Source organism: Mesorhizobium sp. M0051, from assembly GCF_040323235.1.
In the GTDB taxonomy this organism is placed as follows: domain Bacteria; phylum Pseudomonadota; class Alphaproteobacteria; order Rhizobiales; family Rhizobiaceae; genus Mesorhizobium.
Window position 1 is genome coordinate 67,414 of the sequence record NZ_JAMYUT010000011.1, and the last position, 19,484, is coordinate 86,897.

Consider the following 19,484-nt stretch of genomic DNA (forward strand, 5'->3'; position numbering starts at 1 on the left):
ATTCGCTACTCCCTATTCGCTCAAACAGGAGACGGAGCCGGGCTCCGCGGACAAAAAATGGCAAGACAAGATCAGGCCAACGACCAGTTTTCGCTCACCTCTTTCCTCTATGGCGGCAATGCCGATTACATCGACGCGCTCTATGCCGCCTATGAGGACGATCCAGCCTCGGTCAATGCTGAATGGCAGGAGTTCTTCGCCGGGCTGAAGGATGATGCCGGCGATGTGCGCAGGAACGCCAAGGGCGCCTCCTGGGCGAAGCCGTCCTGGCCGCTGCAGGCCAATGGCGAACTGGTCTCGGCGCTAGACGGCAATTGGGGCATCGTCGAGAAGACCATCGAAAAGAAGGTCAAGGACAAGGCGGTCACCAACGGTGTCGTGCTTTCCGATGCCGACGTACACCAGGCGACGCGCGATTCCGTGCGCGCCATCATGATGATCCGCGCCTACCGCATGCGCGGCCATCTGCATGCCAATCTCGACCCGCTCGGCATCGCCAAGCCGCTCGAGGACTACAACGAATTGTCGCCGGAAAATTACGGCTTCACCGAAGCCGATTACGACCGGCCGATCTTCCTCGACAATGTGCTCGGGCTTGAATTCGGCAGCATCCGGCAAATGCTGGAAATCCTCACCCGCACCTATTGCTCGACGCTGGGCGTCGAGTTCATGCATATTTCCGATCCCGAGGAAAAGGCCTGGATCCAGGCGCGCATCGAGGGCGCCGACAAGGAGATCTCCTTCACCGCCACCGGCAAGAAGGCGATCCTGCAGAAGCTGGTCGAATCCGAAGGTTTCGAACAGTTCATCGACGTCAAGTACAAGGGCACCAAGCGTTTCGGCCTCGATGGCAGTGAAGCGTTGATCCCGGCGCTGGAGCAGATCATCAAGCGCGGCGGCCAGCTCGGCATGAAGGAGATCGTGCTCGGCATGGCGCATCGCGGCCGGCTGAACGTGCTCTCCCAGGTGATGGCCAAGCCGCACCGCGCCATCTTCCATGAGTTCAAGGGCGGCTCGGCCGCGCCCGACGAGGTCGAGGGCTCGGGCGACGTCAAGTACCATCTCGGCGCCTCGTCGGACCGCGAGTTCGACGGCAACAAGGTGCATCTGTCCTTGACCGCCAACCCCTCGCATCTGGAAATCGTCGACCCGGTGGTGATGGGCAAGGCGCGCGCCAAGCAGGATTATCTGTTCGGCCGCAGCCGCGAGGAAATCGTGCCGCTGGAAGAACGCGCCAAGGTGCTGCCACTCTTGCTGCACGGCGACGCCGCCTTCGCCGGCCAGGGCGTGATCGCCGAAATTCTCGGCCTGTCCGGCCTGCGCGGCCACCGGGTCGCCGGCACGCTGCATTTCATCATCAACAACCAGATCGGCTTCACCACCAATCCGCGTTTCTCGCGCTCGTCGCCCTATCCGTCCGACGTGGCCAAGATGATCGAGGCGCCGATCTTCCACGTCAATGGCGACGACCCGGAAGCCGTGGTGCACGCCACCAAGGTGGCGATCGAATTCCGCATGAAGTTCCACAAGCCCGTGGTGGTGGACATGTTCTGCTACCGCCGCTTCGGCCACAATGAAGGCGACGAGCCGGCCTTCACCCAGCCGATCATGTATCGCAACATCCGCACCCACAAGACCACGGTACAGATATACGCCGACCGCCTGATTGCCGAAGGCCACATCACCCAGGCCGAATTCGACCGGATAAAGGCCGACTGGCGCGCGCATCTGGAATCCGAGTGGGAAGTCGGCCAGCATTACAAGCCCAACAAGGCCGATTGGCTCGACGGCGCCTGGTCGGGCCTGCGCACGGCCGACAACCAGGATGAACAGCGGCGCGGCAAGACCGCCGTGCCGGTCAAGACGCTGAAGGAAATCGGCAAGAAGCTGACCGAGGTGCCGAAGGATTTCGAGGCGCACAAGACGATCATCCGCTTCCTCGAAAACCGCCGCCAGGCGATCGAATCCGGCGAAGGCATCGACTGGTCGACGGCGGAGGCGCTGGCCTTCGGCGCCATCCTGCTCGACGGCAATCCGATCCGCCTGTCGGGGCAGGATTCCGAACGCGGTACCTTCTCGCAGCGCCATTCCGTGCTCTACGACCAGCGCGACGAGACCCGCTACATCCCGCTCAACAATCTGTCGGCCGCACAGGCCGGCTACGAAGTCATCAACTCAATGCTGTCGGAAGAGGCGGTTCTGGGCTTCGAATATGGCTACAGCCTGGCCGAGCCGAAGGCGCTGACGCTGTGGGAAGCGCAGTTCGGCGACTTCGCCAATGGCGCCCAGGTGGTGTTCGACCAGTTTATCTCCTCAGGAGAGCGCAAGTGGCTCCGAATGTCGGGCCTCGTGTGCCTGCTGCCGCATGGCTATGAAGGCCAGGGCCCGGAACACTCCTCGGCCCGGCTCGAGCGCTTCCTGCAGCTTTGCGCCGAAGACAACATGCAAGTCGCCAACTGCACGACGCCGGCCAACTACTTCCACATCCTGCGCCGGCAGCTGAAGCGCGACTTCCGCAAGCCGCTGATCCTGATGACGCCGAAGTCGCTGCTGCGCCACAAGCGGGCGGTGTCGACGCTGCCGGAAATGTCGGGCGAGAGCTCGTTCCACCGGCTGCTTTGGGACGATGCCCAGCTGCTGCCCAACCAGGCGATCAAGCTCACCAAGGATTCGAAGATCCGCCGCGTCGTGCTGTGCTCGGGCAAGGTCTATTACGATCTCTACGAGGAGCGCGAGAAGCGCGGCATCAACGACATCTATCTGCTGCGCGTCGAACAGCTCTATCCATTCCCGGCCAAGGCGCTGATCACGGAACTGTCGCGCTTCCGCAATGCGGAGATGGTGTGGTGCCAGGAGGAGCCCAAGAACATGGGCGCCTGGTCGTTCATCGACCCGTATCTGGAATGGGTGCTGGCGCATATCGATGCCAAGCATCAGCGGGTGCGCTACACCGGCCGCCCGGCGGCTGCCTCGCCGGCGACCGGGTTGATGTCCAAGCACCTTGCCCAGCTCGCCGCCTTGCTCGAAGACGCGCTTGGTGAATAGAACAGAGCGCCCCAATAGAGCAGAATTGGGCTGACAAAACAGAACCGACCAGAAACGGACAGGCACAATGGCTACCGAAATCCGCGTTCCCACTCTCGGCGAATCCGTCACCGAAGCGACCATCGGCAAATGGTTCAAGAAGGTCGGCGATGCCATTGCCGCCGATGAGCCGCTGGTCGAGCTCGAAACTGACAAGGTGACGGTGGAAGTGCCCGCCGCCGCCGCCGGGACGCTGAGCGAAATCACCGTCAAGGAAGGCGAGACGGTCGGCGTCGGCGCGCTGCTGGGTTCGATTTCGGCAGATGGCGCGGCCGCAGCGACTGCGACCAAGCCGCAGGCGGTGTCGCAGGCCTCGTCGCCGGATGCAGCATCGACCGGCAAGCAGGCGGCGGCCGAGACCGCCAAGATTGCCGGCGATGCCGGACCGGTCGAGCCGCGCAGCATGCCGCCGGCGCCGGCGGCGGCGAAACTGATCGCCGAACACAATCTCTCGGTCGACCAGCTCTCGGGTTCGGGCAAGCGCGGCCAGGTGCTGAAGGGCGACGTGCTCGACGCCATTTCCAAGGGTGCGCCATCGCAGCCGGCCGAGACACCCAAGGCCACACCGGCACCGGTTGCCATGCGCGCGCCGTCCTCTGGCGACGACGCATCGCGCGAGGAACGTGTGCGCATGACCAAGCTGCGCCAGACGATCGCGCGCCGTCTCAAGGAAGCGCAGTCGACCGCCGCCATGCTGACCACCTTCAACGAGGTCGACATGTCAGCGGTGATGGCACTCAGGGCCAAGTACAAGGACGTGTTCGAGAAGAAGCATGGCGTGAAGCTCGGCTTCATGGGCTTCTTCACCAAGGCCGTGACCCACGCCTTGAAGGAAATCCCTTCGGTCAATGCAGAGATCGACGGCACCGATATCATCTTCAAGAACTACGCCCATATCGGCGTCGCCGTCGGCACCGAAAAGGGCTTGGTCGTGCCGGTCGTGCGCAATGCCGACCAGATGTCGATCGCCGAGATCGAAAAGGACATCGGCCGGCTGGGCATCGCCGCGCGCGACGGCAAGCTGTCGGTCGCCGACATGCAAGGTGGCACGTTCACGATCTCCAATGGCGGCGTTTACGGGTCGCTGATGTCGACGCCGATCCTCAACGCGCCGCAGTCGGGCATCCTGGGCATGCACAAGATCCAGGACCGGCCTGTCGTGGTCGGCGGCCAGATCGTGATCCGGCCGATGATGTATCTGGCGCTCAGCTACGATCACCGCATCGTCGATGGCAAGGAAGCGGTGACCTTCCTCGTCCGCGTCAAGGAAAGCCTGGAGGATCCGGAACGGCTGGTGCTCGATCTCTAGGATTGGTGCCGATCCGGCTGTTAAACGGTAGGCAGGGGGAAGGGATCTGCGCAGCAGAATGACGATTTGTTCCCTTAGCCTTTCTAGGGTGCTTTCGTTCGTATCGATCGCGGGCGGCATGGCGTTGGCCGTCGCTGGCGCCCATGCCGCCTGTCCGATCGGGCTCGCCGTCTATGGCGATGCCCAAAGCGGCAGCGAGATCGATTTTACGCCAACCGGCACCTCGGCGACCGTCACCAACACGTTCCGCATGATCCTCGACAACAATGTCGTGCTGAACGGCATCGTCATGTGGAACGAGGGCGTGTCGCGGCCCAACGGCGCGCTCATGTACAAATGCCCGGACGGCGACGTTACCGGCGAGGAGCTTGCCGCCTGCACGGCCTGGCATGGCGTCATCTACGCATCGGATGACGAGGGCAGCATCGGGCTGCTGCCGTCTGAAAGCGTCGAGGCGCCTAAGACGCTGATACTGCCGGATCTCGGGCCGTCGCTGCGCCAATCCTCGGCCTATGGCGGCAGCGGGTTTTCGAAGGTGCCGTGGGATGTATTTGCCTTGAAGGGATGTCAGGAATGAGCGGGACGCAAAAGGTGTTGCTGGTCACCGGCGGCAGCCGCGGCATTGGCGCCGCGATCTGCCGGCTCGGCTCGAAGGCCGGCTACCGGCTGGGAATCAACTACGCTTCGAACCGGAATGCCGCCGACGCATTGGTCGCCGAGATCAAGGCCGGCGGCGGCGAGGCTTTTGCCGTCAAGGGCGATGTCGGCGCCGAGTCCGATATCGTGGCCATGTTCGGCGCTGTAGACCGCGCCTATGGCCGGCTCGATGCCTTCGTCAACAATGCCGGCATCGTCGACGTCAAGGCGCGCGTCGATGAAATGGATGTGGCGCGGCTCGAGCGCATGATGCGCATCAATGTCGTCGGCTCGTTCCTCTGCGCCCGCGAGGCGGTCAAGCGCATGTCGACCCGCCACGGCGGCTCGGGCGGATCCATCGTCAACATCTCGTCGGCGGCAGCGACATTGGGCTCGCCGGGCGAATTTGTCGACTATGCCGCCTCCAAGGGTGCCATCGACACTTTTACCATCGGGCTCGCCCGTGAAGTCGCCCTGGAAGGTATCCGCGTCAATGCGGTGCGGCCGGGCCTCATCGATACCGAGATCCATGCCTCTGGCGGGCAGCCGGACAGGATAGAACGGTTCCGCGATATACTGCCGATGAAAAGAGCGGGCACCGCGGATGAAGTCGCGAGTGCGGTTCTCTATCTCCTATCCGATGCGGCGTCCTATACGACGGGCGCGATCCTGAATGTCAGCGGCGGCCGCTGAGCCCCAATCAAGAAGGACAGTATCATGGCTTATGACGTCGTTATCATCGGATCGGGACCGGGCGGCTATGTCTGCGCCATCAAGGCGGCGCAGCTCGGGCTGAAGGTCGCGGTGGTCGAGAAGAACGCGACCTTCGGCGGCACCTGTCTCAACATCGGTTGCATCCCGTCCAAGGCGCTGCTCCATGCCTCCGAGATGTTCGCCGAGGCCGGGCATTCCTTCGACACGCTGGGCGTCGAGATACCGGCGCCGAAGCTGAACCTGAAGAAGATGATGGCGCACAAGGACGCGACGGTGTCTTCGAACGTCAACGGCGTCGCTTTCCTGTTCAAGAAGAACAAGATCGACGCGTTTCGCGGCACCGGCAAGGTGATCGCGGCCGGCAAGGTCTCGGTGACCGGCGAGGACGGCAAGGTCGAGGAGATCGAGACGAAGAACATCGTCATCGCCACCGGCTCCGATGTCGCCAGCATTCCCGGCGTCAAGGTCGACATTGATGAGAATGTGATCGTGTCTTCGACCGGGGCGTTGTCGCTGGAGAAGGTGCCCGGCCATCTGGTGGTGGTCGGAGGCGGGGTTATCGGGCTCGAGCTCGGCTCGGTGTGGGCCCGGCTCGGCGCCAAGGTCACCGTGGTCGAGTTCCTCGACACGATCCTGGGCGGGATGGACGGCGAGGTCTCCAAGCAGTTCCAGCGGCTTTTGTCGAAGCAGGGTTTCGAGTTCAAGCTCGGCGCCAAGGTCACCGGCGTCGCCAAGGCCAAGAAGGGCGCGACCGTCACTTTTGAGCCGGTCACGGGCGGTGCCGCCGAGTCCATCGAAGCCGACGCGGTGCTGATTTCGACGGGACGCCGCGCCTATTCCGACAACCTCGGGCTGAAGGAAGCCGGCGTCGAGGTCGACGAACGCGGCCGTGTCAAGATCGATGGCCATCTGCGGACCAACGTTCCCGGCATCTATGCTATCGGCGATGTCATCGCCGGACCGATGCTTGCGCACAAGGCCGAGGACGAGGGCGTGGCGGTGGCGGAAATCATTGCCGGCCAAGCCGGCCACGTGAACTATGACGTCATTCCGAGCGTCGTCTACACAAGCCCGGAAATCGCCTCGGTCGGCAAGACCGAGGAAGAGCTGAAGAAGGCAGGCATTGACTACAAGGTGGGAAAGTTTCCCTTCAGCGCCAATGGCCGGGCACGCGCCATGCTGCATACCGACGGTTTTGTGAAGATCCTCGCCGACAAGACGAGCGACCGCGTGCTCGGCGTGCATATCGTCGGCTTCGGCGCCGGCGAGCTGATCCACGAGGCGGCGGTGCTGATGGAGTTCGGCGGCTCGTCCGAGGATCTCGCCCGCACCTGCCACGCACATCCGACGATGTCGGAAGCGGTCAAGGAGGCGGCGCTGGCAACGTTCTTCAAGCCGCTCCACATTTAGCTAAAGGCGATCAACGCTTCGTGGTCCCAGCGCGGAGAGGGAGCCGCATTTCTCGGCTAACCTCGCGACATGAATCCTTGGCTCAAGCCGAGGAGCGACCGGCGCTATAGCCTAAACAAAACGGCCCACCTTTCGGTGGGCCGTTTGTATTTGGTGTCGGGCCGATTTATTGGGCCGGTGCTGGCGCAGGGGCCGGAGCAGGCGCGGGAGCAGGCGCGGGCGCGGGCGCTGGTGCCGGAGCAGGCGCTGGTGCCGGGGCTGGCGCAGGTTCGGCCGGCTTCATCGGTTCCGCCGGTGCGGGTGCAGGGGCCGGTGTGCTGGCCGCCGGCGGCTCGGCCGGTGCCGGGTGCTCACCACTTCTTCCGAAAACATAATACGCGACAACCGCCAGAATAACGACGACCAGTGCAATCAGCCAACCACTGCCGCCGCCGCCGCCGCTTGGCCTCGGAGTGTTGGTGGATGGATTGAACGGGTCGTTTGGATTCGGTGCGTTCGCCATAAAACTGTCCTCCGTGGATGAAAAATATCAATCAACACCAATTAACGCGCAATCACCTAACTGGTTTCACGCTAGGGTTGGAAAACGCCAAAAACAAGGGCAATCCTGCCTCTCCTGAGGCTAAATGGCGTCGTTTCGCCACGCAGTGTGCCACGTTCGCGCCTGCTATGGTCGTTTCTGAGGATTTGCCATGATGAATCGAACAGTGCTGGTTGTTCCGAATCACTTCGCTGCTCTTGCCGGAGCCCAATTCGCCGACCGCTATGTGCTGGTCACCGAAGGTCTTTCGTTGACCGCGCTCGGCGCGGCGGAACGGGCCCTGGGGCGAACGCCGCGATGGGTCGGCAGGCTCACGGCCTTGCGCAACCTTGCTGTCAGGCCATTCGGGCTGAAGACAGGCCACGAGCCGGCGGTGTTGCCGGCTGGCCGGATCGGAATATTCCGCTCATCAGCCAGCTTCCCGGCAAGGTCGTGCTTGGCCTCGACGACCGGCATCTCGATTTCCGCCTCCTGGTCGAAGTCAGGGATCTCGGCATGACTTGTCAGGAGGTGGCCGCAACGACCATCGTCAAGACACACAATTGGCTCGGGCGCGCGTATCTGGCGATTGTCATGCCGTTTCACCGGATCATCGTTCCGGCGATGCTGGCTCAGGTTTTGACCAAATAGAGCTAGAATGCGACAGGTGTAACGCTGTAGCCGGCCTTGCGGAAATCCTCGACCAGGCCTTCGGGGCCGGGAAGGTGGAGCGCGCCGACCGCCATGAAGGCATTGCCCTTGGCAAGGATCGGCTCGGCATGTTCGACCATCACCTTGTTGCGGCTGGTGATCATGGTCTCCTCGAACGACGCATAGCCCGCCGGGTCGTCCTGCCCTCCCGGCATGGCGGCGCGAAACAGCGGCCAGAACATGCCGGTGTCGCCGCGCTGGTAGAGCACGATCATGGTCTCGTTGATATCGTTGACCTTGTCGCCGAGCTTCAGCGTGTCGACGAGGCCCTTCATGTGAAAGGCCAGCGGCAGCGAGGCCATGGCGCGCAGCTGGCTTTCAGCCGTCTCCAGCCCTTCCACCGGCTTTCCGGCAGCCTTTGCACCCTCCGCCAACTTGACGTCGAGCACCGGTGCGCCGCCGGACTGGCGGGCGAGCTCGCAGGCCGGCAATGCCATCATGGCCGACAGCATCCACGGCTTCATCTTGGCAACGGTCGCCGGCGGGATGCCGCGCGCGTCGAGGGCGGTGTTCATGGCCGCGGCATCGTCGGGTGACAACAGCGACGACAGCGTCGTCGAGTCGGTGAACATCATCAGGTCCGGTTCCTTGAGCATCGCGACCATCATCTTCTGCTTGTCGAGCACGTCGGTGGTTTCGATGACGATGGTGCCGGCGGCGTCATAGGCCTTCTGCGCGTCCGCGGGCAGCGTGGTGACGCGCGGGTCGGTCATGTGCATGGTGCCGAACAGGAAGGATGGTTTTTCGCCCGGCTTTTCCAGCTTCCACAACAGGCCCTTGCCGTTCGGCGTCGCCGCTGCTTCGGCCTCTATCTTGCGATAGGTCGCCGGATCATTCTTCTGCAGGGCCGACAGCATGTCGGCGCCGCTGCAGGTCGGGATTTCGGCATGCGCCCTGCCGGCCGCGAAGAGCAAGACGGCGAGGAACGACAGAAAAAACAGGACGTTGAGCGCAACAAGCAGCTTCAGGGAGACGTGAGCTGCACGGTCGGCGATGGCGATGACGCGTTTCATGATCCTCTTCTAAGACCGAAAAGCGGCAAAACGGTTAACCTGCACGGCGAAATTGAAGGGTTTATGCCCTTGGATGGGCGGATTCGTAGATTTCGAGCAGTCTTGCGGTGTCGACGCCGGTGTAGATCTGCGTCGTCGACAGGCTGGCGTGGCCCAAGAGCTCCTGGATGGTGCGCAGGTCGCCGCCGCGCCCGAGCAGATGCGTAGCGAAGGAATGGCGCAGCGCATGCGGCGTCGCGGTGTCGGGCAGGTTGAGCGCCGAGCGCAGCTTGGCCATGTCGCGCTGGACTATGGCCGGGTTGAGCGGGCCGCCGCGCGCACCGCGAAACAGCAGGCCCTTGGGGTCGAGATGATAGGGGCAGAGCCGGCGGTATTCGGCGATTGCCCGCAGCGCCACAGGCAGCACCGGCACCAGCCGCGTCTTGCCGCCCTTGCCGGTGACGCGCAATACTGTGTCGGCCGCCGACCCCAGGTCGGCACCGGCCAGGCCAAGCGCCTCGGAAATACGCAGGCCGGAGCCGTAGAGCAGCGTCAGCACGGCGGCGTTGCGGGCAGCGATCCAGGGTTCTTCCGCCAATTGACCCTCGACGGAAACGACATGCTTGGCATCGCTCGCCGTCAGCGGCTTGGGCAGCGATTTGGGCTGGCGCGGCGCGCGCAACGCGGCAGCGCCAGCCGCGTTGGCGAGGCCGCGCCGTTCGAGGAAACGCAGCAACGAGCGGATGCCGGCGAGACCACGGCCAAGCGTTCGGGCCCCGGCGCCGGCGTTGCGCCGCGCGGCGAGAAAGCCGCGCAGATCGGCCGGGCGCAGGTTGGCGATGTCCGCAATTCCGGGCGAGCCGCCGCAATGGCCGGTCAGGAAATGCAGGAACTGCCTGACGTCACGCTCATAGGCTTCGACGGTTTCCGGCGACAGTCGGCGTTCGCGCGCGAGCATCTTCAGCCAGCTTTCACGCGCCGCCTGGAGATCGGGTTTGGCCGGGATGAGGAATTCTTGCATGGCGGCATTTTCGGGTATTCGGGTTAGGAAGCGGTGAAGAGCCCGTCATTGAAATGACAGCCGCGTGGGGCTAGAGCAGGCCAAAGGATATTTCGCCATGAGCAAGCCCCAGAACCCTGTCCAGATGGCCGTGATCGGCGCCGCCCATGGCATCAAGGGCGAACTCAGGGTGAAGACCTTCACCGGCGAGCCGATGGCGCTGGCCGATTATGGCCCGCTCTATGCCAGGGACGGCCGTGCTTTCCAGATCATCGACATCAGGCCCGCCAACACCGTCGTCGTGGTGCGTTTCAAGGGTATCAGTGATCGCAACGCCGCCGAGGCGCTGGCCGGCACGGAGCTGTTCGTCGATCGCTCGATGCTGCCGGACGACGGCGAAGAAGACGAATTCTATCATGCCGACCTCGTCGGCCTGGAAGTCCGGGACGACACGGGTGCCGTGCTCGGCAAGGTCGTCGCCGTGCATAATTTCGGCGGCGGTGATATCCTCGATGTGACGCTGGGCGGGCGCAAGGGCGTGCTGATCCCGTTCACGCAGGCAGCGGTGCCACAAGTGTCCATTGCCGAAGGCTTCGTCCGGGTCGACCCGGCGGCGGCCGGGCTGGTCGACGACGCGGACGGCGATGGCCCGCGCGAAGAAGACTTCGACCCGAAGGGCAGGCCGCGCGGACCGAGCGACGCCGGGGGCAACCGGTGAGTTTTTTCGCCTCCGTGCTGACGCTCTATCCCGAAATGTTTCCGGGCGCGCTCGGCCTGTCGTTGGCCGGGCGTGCGCTTGAGGCCGGCACATGGTCGCTGGAGGCGATCCAGATCCGCGACTTCGCCACCGACCGCCACCGCACCGTCGACGATACACCGGCTGGCGGCGGCGCCGGTATGGTGATGCGTGCCGATGTGCTGGCGAAAGCGATAGACCATACCTCGCCGCCAAGTGATGCACGGCCACGGCTTTTGATGAGCCCGCGCGGCAGACCGCTGACCCAGGCCCGGGTGCGCGAACTGGCCGCGGGTCCTGGTGCCGTCATCGTCTGCGGCCGCTTCGAGGGGGTCGATCAACGGGTGATCGAAGCGCGGGAATTGGAGGAAGTCTCCATCGGCGATTTCATCCTCTCTGGCGGCGAGCCCGCCGCACTGGCGCTGCTCGATGCGGTGGTGCGGTTGTTGCCGGGCGTCATGGGCAACGCAGTATCCGGCGAGGAAGAGAGTTTCGAGAACGGCCTGCTCGAACACCCGCACTATACAAGACCGCAGGAATTCGAAGGCCGCGAGATTCCCGAGGTGCTGATTTCCGGCAACCACAAGAAGATCGCCGCATGGCGGCGGGCGGAGTCGGAAAAGCTGACCGCGGAGAGGCGTCCGGACCTGCTTGCTGCTGCTCAGCCCTTGGTGAAGTAGTAAAAGGCAAGAAACAGGCCGACGGCGACGACGAAGCCGCGCACCGCGTTCTGCGGCACGCGCTTGGCGATCCAGACGCCGGCATAGCCGCCCAGCGCGCCGCCCGGGATCATGATGATCGCCTGAGGCCAGGCAACGACGCCGCCCGAGACGAAGACGGCGATCGCGACAGCGGCGATGACCACGGCCAGCATGTTCTTCAGTGCGTTCAGCCGATGGTAGTCGCCGGCTTGTGTGAGGCCGAGCGTTGCCAGCATCATCACGCCCATGCCGGCGCCGAAGAAGCCGCCATAGACGGCGGTGACGAACTGCGCCAGCGAGCCGGCGAGTGAGCCCACGGAAGCTTCATGGCCGGGTTTTGGCGCCGGCTTTAGCCACGGCCCTGCGGCGAACAGCGCCGTCGCGCCTAACAGCAGCCATGGCACCAAGGCGCGAAACGATGGGTTATCCAGCGCCAACAAGATCAGTGCGCCGGCCAGCGCGCCGGACGCCGAGATCAGGCACAGCACAAGCGCGCCGCGCCAGAAATGCCTGATGTCGGCAGAGTAGGCGAGCGTCGAGGTGATGTAGCCCGGAAATTGCGTGACCGAGGACGTGGCGTTGGCGACGATCGGCGGCAGGCCGACCAGCGTCATGGCGCCGAAGGTGATGAAGGTGCCACCGCCGGCGACCGCATTGGCGGCGCCTGACAGAAAGCCCGCCAGGAACAGCAGGATGGCATCGAATACAGACATGGAGGTGGCGCTCAAAAACTGTGGTATTGCAGGCTTAGGAGGCCTGAGGGCCCGGAGCAACCCGGCACGGCAAGATTACGATGGTGCCATCCGAGCAGAAAATGCGCGGCCAAGGCGTGACAAAGCTGCGAAATAGCTGTATGTGCCCGCCCGTACCGGCCAGAAAGAATCTGCCGGACCCGTCAACAATGACGGTGTAGTCGCCCCTGCCCGATGTTTCAAAGACAGATGTCTCGAACAAAGGGCATAGCCGAGCGGTCAATGGAACTGCAAGGCGAGTGTCGGACGCTCTGACTGTCGGAAGAACAAGAAGTGGACTTTTGAGATGGATATTCTCCGTCAGCTCGAGGCCGAACAGGCCGCCAAGATCGAAGCCAAGCGCAAGCTTCCCGAATTCCAGCCTGGCGACACCGTGCGCGTCCAGGTCCGCGTGACCGAAGGCACCCGCACTCGCGTCCAGGCTTATGAGGGCGTCGTCATCGCCCGCGCCGGCGCCGGCTTCCAGGAGAACTTCACCGTTCGCAAGATTTCCTACGGCGAAGGCGTCGAGCGCGTGTTCCCGGTCTACTCGCCGATGGTCGAAGGCGTCGAGATCGTGCGCCGTGGCAAGGTGCGTCGCGCCAAGCTCTACTACCTGCGCGATCGTCGCGGCAAGTCGGCCCGTATTTCGGAAAACACCGGCGTGCGCGCCCGCAAGCTGAATGACGAGGAGCGCGATGCGCTGAACGCCGAGAAGGCCCGCATCGAGGCCGAGAAGGTAGCCGCCGCCGAGGCTCTGGCCGCTGAGAAGGCCGCCCAGGACGCCGCCGAGAAGAAGGCCGCCGCCGAGGCCGCTGAAGCCGCCAAGGCTGCCGAAGCAGCCACCGCCGAATAAGGTTTTCGACGAGCATGTTCAAAAAGGCGGCTTCGGCCGCCTTTTTGAGTTCCCGGAGAACAGTTGGGCTGGCTGAAATCCGCGGTTGACTCGGTTTATATCGTGTACTAAATAATCGTGCACGATTTAACTGGAGAAGCGAAATGCCTGCATTGTATTCCACCCAAGCCCGCGCCGTCGGCGGCCGCGCCGGCCATGTCCAGAGCAATGATGGCCTGCTCAGCCTCGACCTTGCCATGCCCAAGGAGCTGGGCGGCAAGGGCGGCGCCACCAATCCCGAGCAGCTTTTCGCCGCCGGCTATGCCGCCTGTTTCGAAAGCGCCATGCGCTTCATCGCCGGCAAGCAGAAACTGCCGCTGCAGGACGCCTCGGTGACGGCCAATGTCAGCCTGCACAGCAATGCGCAGGGCGGATTTGTGCTTGGCGTATCGCTCGCGGCGGAAACGAAAGGTCTTGATCAAACGGCGGCGGAAGCGCTTGTATCGGCGGCGCATCAGGTTTGCCCCTATTCCAACGCCATCAAGGGCAACATCGAAGTGACGCTTTCGGCAAAGGCGCTTCCGGCAAAGGCAGCATGACCGCGGAAACGACAACCACGTCCACACATGCCCCGGCGCAATTCTCCGGGGTGGCAAAACTCGATCAACAGCTCTGCTTCGCGCTCTATTCGGCAAGTGGGCTGATGACGCGGCTGTATCGTCCGTTGCTCGATCCGCTCGGCCTGACCTATCCGCAATATCTGGCGATGCTGGCGCTGTGGGAGCGCTCACCGAGCACAGTGGGCGAACTTGGCGAGGCGCTCGGGCTCGATTCTGCGACGCTGACGCCGCTGCTCAAGCGGCTGGAGGCCGGCGGCCTAGTCACGCGCCGTCGCGACCCCGCCGACGAGCGCCGGGTTCTGGTGGAGCCGACGGCGAAGGGCCAGGCACTGCGCGAGCAGGCCAGAAGCGTACCGGCAGCGATGCTTTGCAATCTGCCGTTGGACGTCGACGAGTTGAAGTACCTGCACCACACCCTGACGCGGTTCGTCTCCGGCTTGCGCAAGGCGGATCCCGGCACCGCGAGCCCGAGCTGATCGCAGCCGCAGCACTGATCCTTCTCGAATTGCGGGATTGAAAGCATTGGAATCCGCTTTCGCGTGCACTGACGCAGCGGAGCGTCTTGCATGACGCCTGCGGAAAGCTAAAGTCGGCGCCGGATTTTCCTGCAAACCCGGCCATGCCCGGGTCATTCAATTCCCGGGGAGTGTGTCATGACCAAATCGAAACTGCTGCTGGCAGGCCTGCTTGCCTTCATCCTCGCGCCTGTTGCCACGTTCGCGCAGGCGCTGCCCGACCTTGGCGGCAAGAAAGTTGTGGTAGTGACCGAAAACGCCTATCCGCCGCTGCAGTTCATCGACGCCAAGACCGGCAAGCAGATCGGCTGGGAATATGATGCGATGAACGAGATCGCCAAGCGGCTCAATTTCACGGTCGAGTACCAGAACACCTCCTGGGACGCGATGATCCAGGCGGTTTCCGACAACCAGTACAACATCGGCATGACCGGCATCACCATCAAGGACGACCGCAAGGAGAAGGTGGATTTCTCCGACCCCTATATGCGTTCGGAACAGTTCATGCTGGTGCGCGGCGATGAAAGCCGCTTCACCGACGCCAAGACCTTCGGCGCCTTCAAGGACGGCTTGATCGGCGCGCAGGCCGGCACCACGCCCTTCTACACCGCGGTCTACAGCGTGCTCGACGGCAACGAGCAGAACCCGCGCATCAAGCTGTTCGAGACGTTTGGTGCGACGGTGGAGGCGCTGAAATCCGGGGACGTCGATGTCGTGCTGACCGACGGCACCGCAGGCAAAGGCTATGTCGATGCTTCCGAAGGCAAGCTGAAGTTGATCGGCGGACCGCTCGGCACCGAGGATTTTGGCTTTATCTTCCCGAAGGGTTCGGATTTGGTGAAGCCGGTCAACGCGGCCATCGCGGCGTTGAAGGCCGACGGGACGCTCGATGCGCTGAACAAGAAATGGTTTCTTGATTACAAGATGGGGCAGTAGGCCTCCTTGCCACGCGCATTACATGATGGTTATGCGCGACAATTCGCGCTGACTTTTCGCTTGAACGCCCCCCTCTATCCTGCCGGGCATCTCCCCCTCAAGTGGGGAGATTGGCTGTTCATTCTGATTTCGCCAATCGCAAACGTTAGAGAAAGAGCGACGTCATCGAGGCTGCCAATCTCCCCCCTTGAGGGGGAGATGTCCGGCAGGATAGAGGGGGGTGGCCTGGCGCGTCGCGACATTTGCTTGGCCGGCATCGCCTGAATGTCGACGCATGCATCTTCCTCCAAAGCCGACTTCCCCTGGTGGCTCGTCGTTGCTGTAACCGTAGCGATCGCGGTGGCCGTCTTCGTCGCCACCAGCAACCTCTACGCCCAGGTCTTCGCCACGGTTGCCAAGGGTATCGGCATCACCATCTTCGTCACCGTGATCGCCTTCGTGCTGGCCTCGGTCATTGGCCTCGGCATTGCGCTGATGGGAATGTCCGGCTCACGCTGGCTACGCCAGATGGCCCGCTTCTATGTCGAGATCATCCGCGGCGTGCCGATCCTGGTGCTGTTGTTCTGGATCGCCTTTGTCGGTGCACCGGCCTTCGTCACGGCCTGGAACGCGCTGACCGAGCCGCTGCAAAGCGCCGGCATGCTGGGCGAGTTGCTGGTGCGCGACGTGTCACTCTTGTGGCGTGCCATCATGGCGCTGACCATTGGCTATTCGGCCTTCATCTCGGAGGTTTTCCGAGCCGGCATCCAGGCGGTGGAAAAGGGTCAGATCGAAGCGGCGAAGGCACTCGGGCTGAGCCGGGCGCAACGCTTTCGGCTGATCGTATTCCCGCAAGCGATCCGCACCATCCTGCCGCCGCTCGGCAATGACTTCGTCGCCCTGGTCAAGGATTCATCGCTGGTCTCGGTGCTCGGGGTCGCCGACATCACGCAGATGGGCAAGGTCTATGCCGCCGGTTCGTTCCGCTTCTTCGAGACCTATTCGATCGTGGCCTATATCTATCTCATCTTGACGGTAGGCCTGTCGTTGGCCTTGCGCGCACTGGAACGGCGGCTGCATCGCCAGCACGAGCAATAGTTTTCGGGCCAAGACAGCGCTACGATCCCTCAGCATTCTCGTTGAGGAGGTCCCATGATCGTCGACAAAGCCAATGCGGCGCTGGATTCGGTCTATACGGCCGACACGCCGGAGGCGCTTGAAGAGGCCTATGCCGCATGGGCCGCGACCTATGACAGCGAGACCGCATCGCTCGGCTATCTCCTGCCTTTCCTGATCGCCGCTTGGGTGGCGCGCCATGTGCCGGCAGGCGACGGGCCATTGCTCGATGCCGGCTGCGGCACCGGCCTGTCGGGGCCGTCACTGAAGGCGCTCGGCTACCGCGACATTGCCGGGCTCGACCTTTCCGGCGACATGCTGAAGATCGCCGGCAGCCGCAACGCCTATAGCGAGCTGAAGCAGGCGATGCTGGGCGGGACTCTGCCATGGCCGGACGGCCACTTCCGCGCCTTCTTCTCCGCCGGGGTGTTCACCATCAGCCATGCGCCGGCGTCTGGCCTGCATGAACTGGTGCGCATCACCCGGAAGGGCGGACATGCGATCTTCACCGTGCGCGACCAGGTGTTCGAGAGCGGCGGCTTTCAGGCCGTGTTCGACCAACTGGAGCAGATGAAAAAATGGCGGGCGGTCGAGCGAAGCCCATGGTTCCGCTGCTATGCGATCGCCGAGCCGGATGCGTTGGTGAAGACTTTTGTGTTCGAAATCCTGTAGCGGAATAAGCTTGGTCCTCGCCATCCAAGCACCCCATCGGTCGGAACCATGTACACGTCGGTGCGTTCCAAAACCGTGGGGCTGCGCCTCACCGCTACTATGGCGCCGCCGCAGTATCTCGGCACAAGAGGAGAAGGCTGAATGGCGTCCGTCCGTTATATCGTTGCCGACATAGACAAGGCGGTAGAATTCTACCGAGACAATCTCGAATTCAAGGTCGAAATGCACAATCCTGGCAAGTTCGCAGCGCTGCTTCGCGACGATCTTACCCTGTATCTCAGCGCTCCAGGTGCGGGAAGCGGTGGTCAGGCCGGAGGTGAACCGGAGCCAGGCGGATGGAACAGGTTCATGGTCATAACCAGGGGGCTGGACACCCTGATCAGCCGGTTGCGCACGGCCGACGCGACGTTCCGCGGGGACATCAGCGATGGCGGCGCTGGCCGGGCTATTCTGCTTGAAGATCCATCGGGCAATGTGATTGAGCTGTTCGAATTCAAGAAGGACAGACAGTGATCTCCCCATTTCGGGGGGCGGGCAACCAGGTTCCGCGAAGGCACGCAATTGCCGAAAAGCCAAAACATTGGTATGAGCCACGCCATGGAAGAGCTATTTGGCGATCCGGCCTATAAGGGGTTCGTGCTGCAGGACAGGAAACGCCTGCCGTCGCGCTTCTCCGCGCGCGTGTCCGGGGCGCTGACCAGCCGACTTTCCTAGGCCGACCTGTCCAGGTCGTTTCGCCGGGCCGAAAGTCAGGCGTCTGCTCTTTCTCATTCTCATATCGACGGATTTACGCACATGAGCGCACCGCGCACCCTCTACGACAAGATTTTCGACGACCATGTCGTCGACCGCCAGGATGACGGCACCTGCCTGCTCTACATCGACCGCCACCTCGTCCATGAGGTGACCAGCCCGCAGGCCTTCGAGGGCCTGCGCATGACCGGCAGAAAAGTCCGGCATCCGGAAAAGACGCTGGCCGTGGTCGATCACAACGTCTCGACCTCGCCCGAGCGCAAGTTCGGCATCAAGAACGAGGAAAGCCGCATCCAGGTCGAGGCGCTGGCCAAGAACGCCAAGGATTTCGGCGTCGAATATTATTCCGAGAACGATATCCGCCAGGGCATCGTCCATATCATCGGCCCCGAGCAGGGTTTCACCTTGCCCGGCATGACCATCGTCTGCGGCGACAGCCACACCTCGACGCATGGCGCCTTCGGCGCGCTTGCGCACGGCATCGGTACGTCCGAGGTCGAGCATGTGCTGGCGACGCAGACGCTGATCCAGCGCAAAGCCAAGAACATGCTGGTGCGCGTCGACGGCCAGTTGCCGGAAGGCGTCACCGCCAAGGACATCATCTTGGCCATCATCGGCGAGATCGGCACTGCCGGCGGCACCGGCTACGTTATCGAATATGCCGGCGAGGCGATCCGTGCACTGTCGATGGAAGGACGCATGACGATCTGCAACATGTCGATCGAAGGCGGTGCGCGCGCCGGCCTGATCGCCGCCGACGAGACGACCTTCGCCTATGTCAAGGACAAGCCGCGCGCACCGAAGGGCGCGGCCTGGGATGCGGCACTCGAATACTGGAAGACGCTGCGGTCCGACGAGGGCGCGCATTTCGACAAGGTGATCGTGCTCGACGCGGCCAAGCTGCCGCCGATCGTTTCCTGGGGCTCGTCGCCCGAGGATGTCGTGTCGGTGCAAGGCATCGTGCCGAACCCGGAAGACATAACCGATGAAAACAAGCGCACCTCCAAGCAGCGCGCGCTCGACTATATGGGGCTGACGCCAGGCACCAAGATCACCGATATCTCGCTTGATCGCGTCTTCATCGGCTCCTGCACCAATGGCCGTATCGAGGATCTGCGCGCCGTCGCCAAGGTGGTCGAAGGCAAGACGGTCAGCCCGCATGTCGATGCGATGATCGTGCCGGGCTCCGGCTTGGTCAAGGAACAGGCGGAAGCCGAAGGCCTCGACAAGATCTTCGTTGCCGCCGGCTTCGACTGGCGCGAGCCGGGCTGCTCGATGTGCCTTGCCATGAATGACGACCGGCTGAAGCCGCATGAGCGCTGCGCCTCGACCTCGAATCGCAATTTTGAGGGCCGGCAAGGCTTCAAGGGCCGCACACATCTGGTGTCGCCGGCGATGGCGGCGGCGGCGGCGATCGCCGGCCACTTCGTCGACATCCGCGAGTGGAAATAACTCCGAAGCGCCCAGCTTCGAACACGTTCCAGGCCCCGGACCGCTTTGCGGCTCCGGGGCCT

Annotated in this window: 20 protein-coding genes; 17 read left to right on the forward strand and 3 right to left on the reverse strand. The window is 63.2% G+C overall.

The genetic code is table 11. The features are described from left to right. Window positions 1–57: 57 nt before the first annotated feature. The 7 genes from NKJ90_RS13715 (at window position 58) to NKJ90_RS13745 (ending at window position 8,324) form a co-directional block, all read left to right on the forward strand. Complete coding sequence (locus tag NKJ90_RS13715) at window positions 58–3,045, forward strand: 2-oxoglutarate dehydrogenase E1 component (protein ID WP_023758900.1); 2,988 nt, start codon at window positions 58–60, stop codon at window positions 3,043–3,045. A 67-nt stretch (window positions 3,046–3,112) separates the two neighbouring features. Next, window positions 3,113–4,393, forward strand: coding sequence for a 2-oxoglutarate dehydrogenase complex dihydrolipoyllysine-residue succinyltransferase (gene odhB, locus NKJ90_RS13720; RefSeq protein ID WP_023758899.1), 1,281 nt, complete (start codon window positions 3,113–3,115; stop codon window positions 4,391–4,393). A 118-nt stretch (window positions 4,394–4,511) separates the two neighbouring features. After that, the gene (locus NKJ90_RS13725) at window positions 4,512–4,970 is read left to right on the forward strand and encodes a hypothetical protein (RefSeq protein WP_352486150.1); all 459 of its coding nucleotides are present in this window, start codon (window positions 4,512–4,514) and stop codon (window positions 4,968–4,970) included. After that, window positions 4,967–5,722 carry an SDR family oxidoreductase gene (locus tag NKJ90_RS13730; RefSeq protein WP_352486151.1) on the forward strand — a complete coding sequence of 252 codons (756 nt, stop codon included), beginning with the start codon at window positions 4,967–4,969 and terminating at the stop codon, window positions 5,720–5,722. Before NKJ90_RS13725 ends, NKJ90_RS13730 begins: the two co-directional genes overlap by 4 nt. Window positions 5,723–5,746: 24 nt before the next feature. Beyond that, complete coding sequence (lpdA, locus tag NKJ90_RS13735) at window positions 5,747–7,153, forward strand: dihydrolipoyl dehydrogenase (RefSeq protein WP_023758896.1); 1,407 nt, start codon at window positions 5,747–5,749, stop codon at window positions 7,151–7,153. 695 nt (window positions 7,154–7,848) lie between these two features. After that, entirely contained in the window at window positions 7,849–8,193 is a 345-nt protein-coding gene (locus tag NKJ90_RS13740) for a DUF2867 domain-containing protein (RefSeq protein ID WP_352486169.1), read from the forward strand. Beyond that, on the forward strand, window positions 8,127–8,324 hold the full coding sequence (locus NKJ90_RS13745; protein ID WP_348626172.1) for a DUF2867 domain-containing protein: 198 nt from the start codon (window positions 8,127–8,129) through the stop codon (window positions 8,322–8,324). The genes NKJ90_RS13740 and NKJ90_RS13745 overlap by 67 nt, the downstream gene beginning before the upstream one ends. 2 nt (window positions 8,325–8,326) lie before the next feature. On the opposite strand, the gene NKJ90_RS13750 is transcribed toward NKJ90_RS13745, so the two are convergent. Further along, window positions 8,327–9,397, reverse strand: coding sequence for a TraB/GumN family protein (locus tag NKJ90_RS13750; protein ID WP_023760972.1), 1,071 nt, complete (start codon window positions 9,395–9,397; stop codon window positions 8,327–8,329). 61 nt (window positions 9,398–9,458) lie between these two features. After that, window positions 9,459–10,397 (reverse strand): tyrosine recombinase XerC, encoded by a 939-nt coding sequence (locus NKJ90_RS13755; protein ID WP_023760971.1) that lies wholly within the window; start codon window positions 10,395–10,397, stop codon window positions 9,459–9,461. 97 nt (window positions 10,398–10,494) lie between these two features. Here NKJ90_RS13755 and rimM point away from each other — a divergent pair, with 97 nt between their 5' ends. After that, complete coding sequence (rimM, locus tag NKJ90_RS13760) at window positions 10,495–11,094, forward strand: ribosome maturation factor RimM (protein ID WP_023760970.1); 600 nt, start codon at window positions 10,495–10,497, stop codon at window positions 11,092–11,094. Further along, window positions 11,091–11,792, forward strand: a complete 702-nt coding sequence (gene trmD / locus NKJ90_RS13765; RefSeq protein WP_023760969.1) for a tRNA (guanosine(37)-N1)-methyltransferase TrmD — start codon at window positions 11,091–11,093, stop codon at window positions 11,790–11,792. Before rimM ends, trmD begins: the two co-directional genes overlap by 4 nt. On the opposite strand, the gene NKJ90_RS13770 is transcribed toward trmD, so the two are convergent. Further along, a complete protein-coding gene (locus tag NKJ90_RS13770) occupies window positions 11,774–12,526 on the reverse strand; it encodes a sulfite exporter TauE/SafE family protein (RefSeq protein WP_023760968.1) in 753 nt (250 codons plus the stop codon). The two genes, trmD and NKJ90_RS13770, sit on opposite strands and share 19 nt — an antisense overlap. 325 nt (window positions 12,527–12,851) lie before the next feature. Here NKJ90_RS13770 and rplS point away from each other — a divergent pair, with 325 nt between their 5' ends. From rplS to leuC, 8 genes are all read left to right on the forward strand, one after another. Beyond that, entirely contained in the window at window positions 12,852–13,400 is a 549-nt protein-coding gene (rplS, locus tag NKJ90_RS13775; RefSeq protein WP_023760967.1) for a 50S ribosomal protein L19, read from the forward strand. A gap of 143 nt (window positions 13,401–13,543) precedes the next feature. Beyond that, on the forward strand, window positions 13,544–13,978 hold the full coding sequence (locus tag NKJ90_RS13780) for an organic hydroperoxide resistance protein (protein WP_352486152.1): 435 nt from the start codon (window positions 13,544–13,546) through the stop codon (window positions 13,976–13,978). Further along, on the forward strand, window positions 13,975–14,475 hold the full coding sequence (locus NKJ90_RS13785) for a MarR family winged helix-turn-helix transcriptional regulator (protein ID WP_023760966.1): 501 nt from the start codon (window positions 13,975–13,977) through the stop codon (window positions 14,473–14,475). The genes NKJ90_RS13780 and NKJ90_RS13785 overlap by 4 nt, the downstream gene beginning before the upstream one ends. 177 nt (window positions 14,476–14,652) lie before the next feature. Further along, window positions 14,653–15,450, forward strand: coding sequence for a transporter substrate-binding domain-containing protein (locus NKJ90_RS13790; protein ID WP_023760965.1), 798 nt, complete (start codon window positions 14,653–14,655; stop codon window positions 15,448–15,450). Window positions 15,451–15,714: 264 nt separating this feature from the next. Continuing rightward, window positions 15,715–16,527 (forward strand): amino acid ABC transporter permease, encoded by an 813-nt coding sequence (locus tag NKJ90_RS13795; protein ID WP_023760963.1) that lies wholly within the window; start codon window positions 15,715–15,717, stop codon window positions 16,525–16,527. A 54-nt stretch (window positions 16,528–16,581) separates the two neighbouring features. Then, window positions 16,582–17,217: a class I SAM-dependent DNA methyltransferase gene (locus NKJ90_RS13800; protein ID WP_023760962.1), complete on the forward strand. Its 636-nt coding sequence runs from the start codon at window positions 16,582–16,584 to the stop codon at window positions 17,215–17,217. A gap of 141 nt (window positions 17,218–17,358) precedes the next feature. Continuing rightward, the gene (locus NKJ90_RS13805) at window positions 17,359–17,730 is read left to right on the forward strand and encodes a VOC family protein (protein ID WP_352486153.1); all 372 of its coding nucleotides are present in this window, start codon (window positions 17,359–17,361) and stop codon (window positions 17,728–17,730) included. A gap of 282 nt (window positions 17,731–18,012) precedes the next feature. Continuing rightward, a complete protein-coding gene (leuC, locus tag NKJ90_RS13810; protein ID WP_352486154.1) occupies window positions 18,013–19,422 on the forward strand; it encodes a 3-isopropylmalate dehydratase large subunit in 1,410 nt (469 codons plus the stop codon). The last annotated feature ends 62 nt before the right edge of the window (window positions 19,423–19,484 follow it).

What these genes read in the sequence shown, in the direction of transcription:
- lpdA (WP_023758896.1), top strand. Translation starts at nt 5,747, where the DNA reads ATGGCTTATGACGTCGTTATCATCGGATCGGGACCGGGCGGCTATGTC.
- NKJ90_RS13790 (WP_023760965.1), top strand. Translation starts at nt 14,653, where the DNA reads ATGACCAAATCGAAACTGCTGCTGGCAGGCCTGCTTGCCTTCATCCTC.
- odhB (WP_023758899.1), top strand. Translation starts at nt 3,113, where the DNA reads ATGGCTACCGAAATCCGCGTTCCCACTCTCGGCGAATCCGTCACCGAA.
- NKJ90_RS13755 (WP_023760971.1), bottom strand. Translation starts at nt 10,397, where the DNA reads ATGCAAGAATTCCTCATCCCGGCCAAACCCGATCTCCAGGCGGCGCGT.
- NKJ90_RS13725 (WP_352486150.1), top strand. Translation starts at nt 4,512, where the DNA reads ATGGCGTTGGCCGTCGCTGGCGCCCATGCCGCCTGTCCGATCGGGCTC.
- NKJ90_RS13800 (WP_023760962.1), top strand. Translation starts at nt 16,582, where the DNA reads ATGATCGTCGACAAAGCCAATGCGGCGCTGGATTCGGTCTATACGGCC.
- NKJ90_RS13780 (WP_352486152.1), top strand. Translation starts at nt 13,544, where the DNA reads ATGCCTGCATTGTATTCCACCCAAGCCCGCGCCGTCGGCGGCCGCGCC.
- leuC (WP_352486154.1), top strand. Translation starts at nt 18,013, where the DNA reads ATGAGCGCACCGCGCACCCTCTACGACAAGATTTTCGACGACCATGTC.
- NKJ90_RS13730 (WP_352486151.1), top strand. Translation starts at nt 4,967, where the DNA reads ATGAGCGGGACGCAAAAGGTGTTGCTGGTCACCGGCGGCAGCCGCGGC.
- rplS (WP_023760967.1), top strand. Translation starts at nt 12,852, where the DNA reads ATGGATATTCTCCGTCAGCTCGAGGCCGAACAGGCCGCCAAGATCGAA.
- NKJ90_RS13740 (WP_352486169.1), top strand. Translation starts at nt 7,849, where the DNA reads ATGAATCGAACAGTGCTGGTTGTTCCGAATCACTTCGCTGCTCTTGCC.
- NKJ90_RS13770 (WP_023760968.1), bottom strand. Translation starts at nt 12,526, where the DNA reads ATGTCTGTATTCGATGCCATCCTGCTGTTCCTGGCGGGCTTTCTGTCA.
- rimM (WP_023760970.1), top strand. Translation starts at nt 10,495, where the DNA reads ATGAGCAAGCCCCAGAACCCTGTCCAGATGGCCGTGATCGGCGCCGCC.
- NKJ90_RS13715 (WP_023758900.1), top strand. Translation starts at nt 58, where the DNA reads ATGGCAAGACAAGATCAGGCCAACGACCAGTTTTCGCTCACCTCTTTC.
- NKJ90_RS13785 (WP_023760966.1), top strand. Translation starts at nt 13,975, where the DNA reads ATGACCGCGGAAACGACAACCACGTCCACACATGCCCCGGCGCAATTC.
- NKJ90_RS13750 (WP_023760972.1), bottom strand. Translation starts at nt 9,397, where the DNA reads ATGAAACGCGTCATCGCCATCGCCGACCGTGCAGCTCACGTCTCCCTG.
- NKJ90_RS13795 (WP_023760963.1), top strand. Translation starts at nt 15,715, where the DNA reads ATGTCGACGCATGCATCTTCCTCCAAAGCCGACTTCCCCTGGTGGCTC.
- NKJ90_RS13805 (WP_352486153.1), top strand. Translation starts at nt 17,359, where the DNA reads ATGGCGTCCGTCCGTTATATCGTTGCCGACATAGACAAGGCGGTAGAA.